7 protein-coding genes are annotated in these 7,746 nt (G+C 75.2%); 2 read left to right on the top strand and 5 right to left on the bottom strand.

The features are described 5' to 3' along the window. The coding region (locus tag D6689_06120; protein ID RMH43148.1) for a metallophosphoesterase at positions 1–792 on the bottom strand (792 nt) is incomplete at its 3' end. A 98-nt stretch (positions 793–890) separates the two neighbouring features. Between D6689_06120 and amrB the strand changes: the two genes are divergently transcribed. Then, complete coding sequence (gene amrB / locus D6689_06115) at positions 891–1,703, top strand: AmmeMemoRadiSam system protein B (protein RMH43150.1); 813 nt, start codon at positions 891–893, stop codon at positions 1,701–1,703. Between the two features lie 184 nt (positions 1,704–1,887). Further along, the gene (locus tag D6689_06110) at positions 1,888–2,949 is read left to right on the top strand and encodes a DUF1028 domain-containing protein (protein ID RMH43149.1); all 1,062 of its coding nucleotides are present in this window, start codon (positions 1,888–1,890) and stop codon (positions 2,947–2,949) included. An 18-nt stretch (positions 2,950–2,967) separates the two neighbouring features. Here D6689_06110 and D6689_06105 read toward each other — a convergent pair whose 3' ends face one another. The 4 genes from D6689_06105 to D6689_06090 all read right to left on the bottom strand — a co-directional run bounded on the left by D6689_06105 (position 2,968) and on the right by D6689_06090 (position 7,741). Beyond that, complete coding sequence (locus D6689_06105; protein ID RMH43147.1) at positions 2,968–4,653, bottom strand: phospho-sugar mutase; 1,686 nt, start codon at positions 4,651–4,653, stop codon at positions 2,968–2,970. Between the two features lie 511 nt (positions 4,654–5,164). Beyond that, the gene (locus D6689_06100; protein RMH43146.1) at positions 5,165–6,061 is read right to left on the bottom strand and encodes a metal ABC transporter permease; all 897 of its coding nucleotides are present in this window, start codon (positions 6,059–6,061) and stop codon (positions 5,165–5,167) included. Beyond that, positions 6,051–6,839 (bottom strand): metal ABC transporter ATP-binding protein, encoded by a 789-nt coding sequence (locus D6689_06095; GenBank protein RMH43145.1) that lies wholly within the window; start codon positions 6,837–6,839, stop codon positions 6,051–6,053. Before D6689_06095 ends, D6689_06100 begins: the two co-directional genes overlap by 11 nt. Further along, positions 6,836–7,741, bottom strand: coding sequence for a zinc ABC transporter substrate-binding protein (locus tag D6689_06090; GenBank protein RMH43144.1), 906 nt, complete (start codon positions 7,739–7,741; stop codon positions 6,836–6,838). Before D6689_06090 ends, D6689_06095 begins: the two co-directional genes overlap by 4 nt. Positions 7,742–7,746 lie beyond the last annotated feature (5 nt).

Raw genomic sequence — 7,746 nt, 5'->3', positions numbered from 1 at the left:
GTAGATCGTGTAGCCCGCGCGGTGACTCGCCCGCCGGCCGGCGTACGTCGCCGACCGCACGCCCAGCACCGGAATCGGCGCGCCGTCGGGCCGAGGGATGTCCGCGCGCAGGTCGCGGTGCTCGTGGCCGTGCAGGACCAGGTCGGCGCCGAGCTCGGCGAGCACCGCGCAAAACGCGTCGCCGTCGCGCAGGCCGTGGCGGCGATGGCGGGCGTACCGCCCGGCCGGCGGATGGTGGATGGCGACGATCCGAAAGCGCCCGGCCAGGCGCGGGTCCGACAGGACGCCGCGCAATCGCGCGAGCTGGTCGTCGCCGACCCGCCCCCACGCGGTGAACCACGGCGTCTGCAGCGCGGTGGTGACGCCGACGATCGCCACCGGCCCGCGGACGCGCACGAGCGGCCAGTCGCCGTGGTCCCAGCCGGGGTCGGACGCGCAAAAATCGCCGAACAGCTCCGCGAACAGGGACACGCCCGCGTCGACGTAGGCGTCGTGGTTGCCGGGGATGACCGTCGTATCCCGCGGGCCGGCCGCGATCCGGTCGAACCGCTCGCGCGCGAACCGAAACTCCCCGGGCAGCGCGACGTTCGTGACGTCTCCGGTGCACACGACGTGGTCGACGCCCGCCGCGTTGAGGTCGTCGACGAGCGCGTCGAACACCTCGGCGCTGTGCTCCCGCGCGCGGTTGGTCACCAGGTTCAGCCCGCCGATCCAGCGCTTGCTGAGAAAGTCGCGCAGGCGCGCGCCGTCGAACGACAGCAGGTGAGGGTCGGAGATGTGGGCGATCCGCATGCGCACCGACGAGATAGCACGCCCACCGCGCCGGCGCGCGCCGCCGGCGGCCTTGGCGGAGCGCCCGCGTGCGTTATGTTGTGGGTGTGACCGAGACCGTGCGCAAACCGGCCGTCGCCGGGCGGTTCTACCCGGGCAGCCCCGCGGCGCTGCAGCAGGAGGTCCGCCGCCACCTCGCGGCCGGCGCCCCAGACCGCCGCCGCCGCGCGGTCGCGGTGATGGCCCCGCACGCGGGGTACGTGTTCTCCGGCGACGTCGCGGGCAAGACGTTCGCGGAGGTCGAGGTGCCGGATCGCGTGATCGTGCTGTGCCCGAACCACACCGGGCTCGGCCGGCGCATCGCGGTCCACCCGGCCGGCGCCTTCGCGATCCCGGGGGCGCAGATCCCGATCGACGCCGAGTTGGCCGGCCGCGTGCTCGCGCGCGTCCCCGGCGCCGAGGCCGACGCGCTCGCGCACGCCTACGAGCACGCCATCGAGGTCGAGCTGCCGTTTCTGCTCGCGAAGAATCCGCGCGTGAAGGTCGTGCCGATCGTGCTCGCCGGCCTCAGCGAGCGCGAAGCGGTGCAACTCGGCGAAGCCCTCGCCGACGCGGCCGAGGACGTGGGCGACCGCGTGCTGGTGGTCGCGTCGAGCGACATGAGCCACTACCTGCCCGACGCCGAAGCGCGCCGGGTCGACCGGGTGGCGCTCGCGCCGCTGCTGGCGTCCGACCCGCACGGCCTCTACCGGACGGTGGTCGCCAACGACATCTCCATGTGCGGCTTCATCCCGGCGACGGCGATGCTCGCGTACGCGCACCGCACCGGCGGCGGCGCGCCCGAACTGACCGACTACGCCACCAGCGGCGATGCGTTCGGCGATCGCGACCGCGTGGTCGGCTACGCCGGCGTCGTCGTGCCGCAGGCGTGACCGGCCTTCCCGCGGGGGCGCGTCCCGCGACGGCACCCGCGCACGTGGTACGGTCGGCGCGCGCCGCAAGCGCAGGAGGATGGCGATGCCCCGATTCGGACCGGATTCGACGACGTGGTGCGCGCGGCGGCGCGTCGGGTTGGCTCCGACCCTGTGGTGCGCGTGGCTGGCGGCGCCCGCCGCGATGCCGGCAGGCGGCTGCGCGCCGCCGGCGACGGCCGACCCTCCGGCCGCCGAACCCGCGGGCGCGCCGGCCGCGCCCCCCAACCGGCGCGCCGGCGCCGTCGCGGCTTTCGGCGACACGGCGGTCCCGCGCCGGCCGGTCCACACGTTCTCGATCGTCGCGCGCGATCCGCGCACGGGCGACCTCGGCGTCGCCGTCCAGTCGCACTGGTTCAGCGTCGGCAGCGTCGTGACCTGGGCCGAGGCCGGCGTCGGCGCCGTCGCCACGCAATCGTTCGCGGAGCCGGCGTACGGCCCGCGCGGACTCCAGCTGATGGCCAGCGGCATGTCGGCCCGCGCGGCACTCGACGCGCTCGTGTCGGTCGACCCGGCGCGCGACGTCCGCCAGGTCGCGTTCGTCGACGCGCGCGGCGAGGTCGCGGTGCACACCGGCAAGGCGTGCATCGCGGAGGCCGGGCACGTCACCGGCGACGGGTTCAGCGTCCAGGCCAACATGATGGGCAACGACCGGGTCGTGCCGGCGATGGCGCGCGCGTTCCGGCGCGCGCGGGGGCCGCTGGCCGAGCGGTTGGTCGCGGCGCTCGAGGCGGGCCAGGCGGCGGGCGGTGACATCCGCGGCCGCCAATCCGCCGCGCTGCTCGTCGTCCGGGGCGAGGCCACCGGCCAGCCGTGGCGCGACCGCCTCGTCGATCTGCGCGTCGAAGACCACCCGGCGCCGGTGGCCGAGCTGCGGCGGCTGTTGACGGTCCACCGCGCCTACGAACACATGAACGACGGCGACGCTGCGATGGAGCGCAAGGACATGGCCGCGGCGCTGCGCCACTACCGCGCCGCCGCCAAGCTCGCGCCCGACAACCTCGAGATCGTCTACTGGCATGCGGTTGCGCTCGCATCCAACGGTCGGCTCGCGCAGTCGCTGCCGCTGTTCCGCAAGGTGTTCGCGGCCGACGCGAACTGGATCGAACTCACGCGGCGGCTCGAGCGGCCGGGCCTGCTGGCGCGCGACGCGATCGAGACGATCGTGGCCCGCGCCGCGGGCGCCGGCTCCGCGCCGGCCAGGTGACGCCGGCCGGGCCGCGCGCTACCCGGGCGTGGCGAACGCGGCGCGCAGCCGCGCCTGATGCGCGTCGCGCAGCGCCGCGAGCGCCGCCTGGGCGCGGCGGCGCGCCGCCGCCATCGGCTCGCCCTCGGCGACCGCCTCGCGCACCTCGTAGTACGACTTGAGCTTGGGCTCCGTCCCCGACGGGCGCATGATCACGCGCCGGCCGCCCTCGATGTAGTAGATGAGCACGTCGCTCGGCGGCAGGCCGCCGTCGCCGCGCGCGACGTCCACGCAACGCTCGACCGCCCAGTCGCCGATGCGCTCCGGCGGCGCGGCGCGAAACGCGTCCATCGCCGCGCGGATCTCGTCGATCCCGCGATCGCCGGCGCGGACGATCGACACCTGCTCGGTCAGATAGAGGCCGTACCGGCGATAAATCGCGTCGAGGCGGTCGTCGAGGCTCTGGCCCTCGGCCTTGGCGACCGCGGCCAGCTCCGCGACCAGCGCCGCGGCGCTGATGCCGTCCTTGTCGCGGACCAGCTCGCCCACGCAGTAGCCGAGCGCCTCCTCGTAGCCGAACACGAACCGGCCGCCGTGCTGCAGCGCCGCATTGGCGATCCACTTGAATCCCGTGAGCGTCTCGCAAAACGCGACGCCGGCGGCCCGCGCCATGTCGCCGAGCAGTTGGGACGACACGATCGTCGTCGCGACCAGACGGTCGTCGCCGTCCGTGCCGGCGAGCAGGTAGTCGGCCAACAGCACGCCGACCTGATCGCCGGTGAGCATCCGATAGCCGTCGCCGTCCGGCACCGCGACCGCGAGCCGGTCGGCGTCCGGGTCGTTGGCGAGCACGAGGTCGGCGCCGGTGTCGCGCGCGAGGGCCAGCACGCGGTCCATCGCGCCCGGCTCCTCCGGGTTGGGGAACTCCACGGTCGGGAACGTCCCGTCCGGCTCGCGCTGCGACGGCTCGACCCGCACGTCGGTGAACCCCGCGCGCGCCAGCGCCGCCTCGACGAACCGCGCGCCGACGCCGTGCAGCGGCGTGTACGCGATCGCCAGCGGTGCGCGCGCCGCCGCGTCGGGAGCGATCGCCAGCGCGCGCACGCCGGCCAGGTACGCCTCCTCCACCTCGGCGCCGAGCGGTTCGGCGTCCAGCGGCGGCAGCGCGAGGTCGGCGGTCGTGGCGACCGCATCGATCGCGGCCGAGATGCCCTCGTCGTGCGGCGGGACGATCTGCGCGGCGTTTTCCCAGTACACCTTGTAGCCGTTGTACGCGGGCGGATTGTGGCTCGCGGTGACGACCACGCCGGCGGCGGCGCCCAGGTGCCGAACCGCGAACGCGACCAGCGGCGTCGGCACCGGCCCCGGCGCGAGCCACACGCGGAACCCCTTGCCGCGCAGCACCCGCGCCGTGTCCTCGGCGAACACATCCGATTTGCGGCGCGCGTCCCGGCCGACGACGACGCCGCGCTCGCGCGCGCCCGGGACCGTCGCCGCCAGGTAGTCGGCCAGGCCGGCGGTCACCTGGCGGATCAGCACGCGGTTCATGCGCATCGGCCCGGCGCCGAGCACGCCGCGAATGCCGGCGGTGCCGAACGACAGCCGGCCGGCGAACCTCGCCTCGAGCGCGTCGCCGCCGGCGGCCAACAGCGCCTCGATCTCGGCGCGGGTCTCCGGGTCGGGATCCTGCGCCAGCCATGCCCGCGCGCGGTCGGCGGCGGTCACGCCAGCCTCCCCGCCCGCGGGCGCACCGTGGAGTCGAATGCAGGTGTCATGGGTGGGACCGCGCGCTTTTACCACCCCGGCGGCCGCGGCGCAGCCCCGGCGGCGCCCGCCGAACGCCGGCGGCGGACGCCCGGCACCGGGCCGTCACGGCGTCGCGAGCAGCCACAACAGCGCGGCGGCGACCGCGGCCGACGCGAGCCAGCCGGCTGCCTCGGCCGGCCGGAGCGGCCCCTGCGCCGGCCGGACCGCGCGCCGCGCCGCGCGGCGCCGCGCGGCGATCTCTCGGACGAGTGTGGCCATTTCCGTCATCGGCCGTCGTCGGTGCAAACGTCGTGCCCCGGTGCAAGTCCACGAGGAGACGACCGGCTGTCGCGCGAGCGCCACGCGACGCGCGTCGCCGGCGCCACATCGGCCGCGGCGGCCAGCCGGCGGCCGAGCCGTGCGAGAGTGCCCTACCGCGGATGCCGGGCTGCGGCGGCGCGGCCCCCCGGCGGCCGAGCCGTGGCGCGCCCTACCGCGGCTCCCGGCCGCCACGGCGCCGCAGCCCGCGGCGCACCGCGGACACCGCGCCATAGCCGGCCATCGCCGCCAGCGCCAGCGCCCCGGCGGTCACCGTCTGCGACCCGCCCACCGGCAGATCGCGGAACGTCGCCACCAGGTAGCCGCCGCCGCCGGCCAGCGCGCCGAACGCGGTCGCGAGCGCGAACGCCCACGGCAGCCGCACGCCGATCACGAGCGCGGCGATCGCCGGCAGCGTCGTGAACGCGAACACCGGCAGCGCGCCGAGCGCGCGCGCGGCGACGCCGACCATGACGCCGATCGTCAACAGCACGAAGCCGTTGAGCGCGCGCACCGGCAGCCCCTGGACCCGCGCCGTCGCCGTGTCGAACGCGGCGAACGTGACGCCGCGGAACCACCACACGTGCAGCGCCAGCGCGACGCCGCCGGCGCCGAGGATCGCGTAGTAGTCGAGGTCGCGCACCAGCACCGCGTCGCCGAACAGGATCGAGTGGATGTCGTGCGCCTCCTGGCTGATGCGCGACTCGATCAGCAGCGTGAGCCCGCCGGTGACCGCGTACGTGAGTCCGAGCAGGCTCTCGCGCGACAGGCGCATGCGCGCGCCGTCGCCGATGAACAGCGCCATCGTCGCCAGCGACAGCCCGACGGCCATGTACAGCGGATCGACGTGCATCGCGTGGTGGATCTCGACGTAGAACGCGAGCGCGACGCCCATCGCCGCCGCTGACGTGACCGCGGCGCTCACGAACACCATGCGGCGCAGCACCACGTACATGCCGAGGAAGCCCAACACCGCGCCGCCGACGGTGCCGGCGATCACCGGCTCGCGAAAGATCGCGTCCCAGCCGGCGACGAAGTCGGCCCAGGTCATCGCCGCGTCACCGCCCATCGCGAAACACCTTGCCGTAGCGGGCCAAGAACCGGTCGTCGCGCAGCACGTCACCCGTCGGCCCGGCGAGCACGACGCCGTTGTCCACGTCGAAGAACAGCACGCGGTCGGCGTAGTCGGCGACCAGGCCGATGAAGTGCGTCACGACCACGACCGCGCGGCCGTGGTGCCGCGTGAGGTGCGCGAGCCGCTCCATCACGTCCCGCTCGGCCACCATGTCCATCGCCGCGGTCGGCTCGTCGAGGAACACGCAGTCGGCGTCGGTGGCGAGCATTCGCGCGAACAACACGCGCTGGCGCTGGCCCATGGACAGCTCGCCGTAGCGCCTGGTGCGCAGGGCGGCGGCATCGGCGTGGGCCAGCGCGTCGTCGCACGCGCGGCGGTCGGCGGCGCGCGGCCACGGGTTGAGGAAGCTCCAGCCGCGCAGCCGGCCCCACAGGACCACGTCGCGCGCCTGCACCGGCAGAAGCTCGTCGAGTTCGGCCGCCTGCGCGACGTACGCGAACCGGTCGCGACCGGCGGCGCGCACGACCCGCCCCGCCACCGGCGGCAAAATGCCCAGCACCGTCTTGAGCCACGTCGACTTGCCGGAGCCGTTGCGGCCGATCACGGCCCACAGCTCGCCGCGCCGCAGCGACAGATCGATCGGCGGCAGCAGGCCACGCCCGCGGTAGCCGATGACCAGGCGCTCGCACCGCGCCAGTTCGTCGCGCTCCGCGGCGGACGCGGCGCCCGCCTCCGCGACCAGCGCGGCGGCCGGCGCGGCCCGGCCGGTCATCGCAGCGCCTCCTCGAGGAGTCCGACGACCTGGTCCATGCGCTGGATGTACGTCTGCCCGTCGTCGACGTGCGCCCCGCCCGGGACGACGATCAGCTTCGCGCCCATTTTCGCCGCGGCCAGCTTCGCCGTCGCCGCGGGGTAGTAGTCCTCGAGCAGGACTGCCCGGACGCGCTGGCGGCGGCCGAGCGCGATCACCTTCGCGACGTGCCCGGGGCTCGGCTTCACGCCGGGCTTGGGTTCGAGATAGGCGACGACCGACAGCCGCAGCCAGTCGGTGAGGTAGTGAAACGAGTTGTGATACGGGACCACCGACCGGCCCGACCACTTCGCCGCGCGCGCCTCCCAGCCGCGCCGCGCCGCCGCAAGCCGCCGGGTGAACGCGGCGAGGTTGGCGCGGTAGTCGGCCGCCCCGTCGGGGTCGAGCTGCGCCATCCGCGCCGCGATGCCGCGCGCCACCGCCTCGGCCGCCCGCGGGTCCGTGAGGTAGTGCGGGTTGCCGCGCGGATGGATGTCCCCCTTGCTGCGGTCGACGGGGCCGACCGGCACGTCCAGCGGCGTGACGAACTGCGAACAGTCGAGGAACCCGTCGGCGCCCACCTGGATGCGCGGATTGCGCGCGCCCGTCTGCAGAGTCGGCAGCCAGCCGATCTCGAGATCGAGTCCGACCGCGAGCAGCAGGTCGGCGCGGTTGAGCGCGAGCGCGAGACTCGGCTTGGCGTCGACGTAATGCGGATCTTGCGTGGGCAACGCCAGCGTGCGCACGCGGACGCGCGCGCCGCCGACCTCCTTGGCGAGCGCCGCGAGATCCGGGACCGTGGCGACCACGTCGAGGTCGGCGCGGGCCGCCGAGGGGATGAACACCGCGGCGAGCGCCGCCAACGACCATGCGATGCGATGCATGACTC

Source organism: Deltaproteobacteria bacterium (assembly GCA_003696105.1).
GTDB lineage: Bacteria > Myxococcota_A > Polyangia > Haliangiales > J016 > J016.
This window is presented reverse-complemented; position numbering and strand designations above follow the sequence as displayed.

Bases quoted from the DNA above. Each gene is read 5' to 3' on its own strand.
- D6689_06100 (RMH43146.1), bottom strand. From the start codon at position 6,061: ATGGGCGGTGACGCGGCGATGACCTGGGCCGACTTCGTCGCCGGCTGG.
- D6689_06110 (RMH43149.1), top strand. From the start codon at position 1,888: ATGCCGGCAGGCGGCTGCGCGCCGCCGGCGACGGCCGACCCTCCGGCC.
- D6689_06095 (RMH43145.1), bottom strand. From the start codon at position 6,839: ATGACCGGCCGGGCCGCGCCGGCCGCCGCGCTGGTCGCGGAGGCGGGC.
- D6689_06090 (RMH43144.1), bottom strand. From the start codon at position 7,741: ATGCATCGCATCGCATGGTCGTTGGCGGCGCTCGCCGCGGTGTTCATC.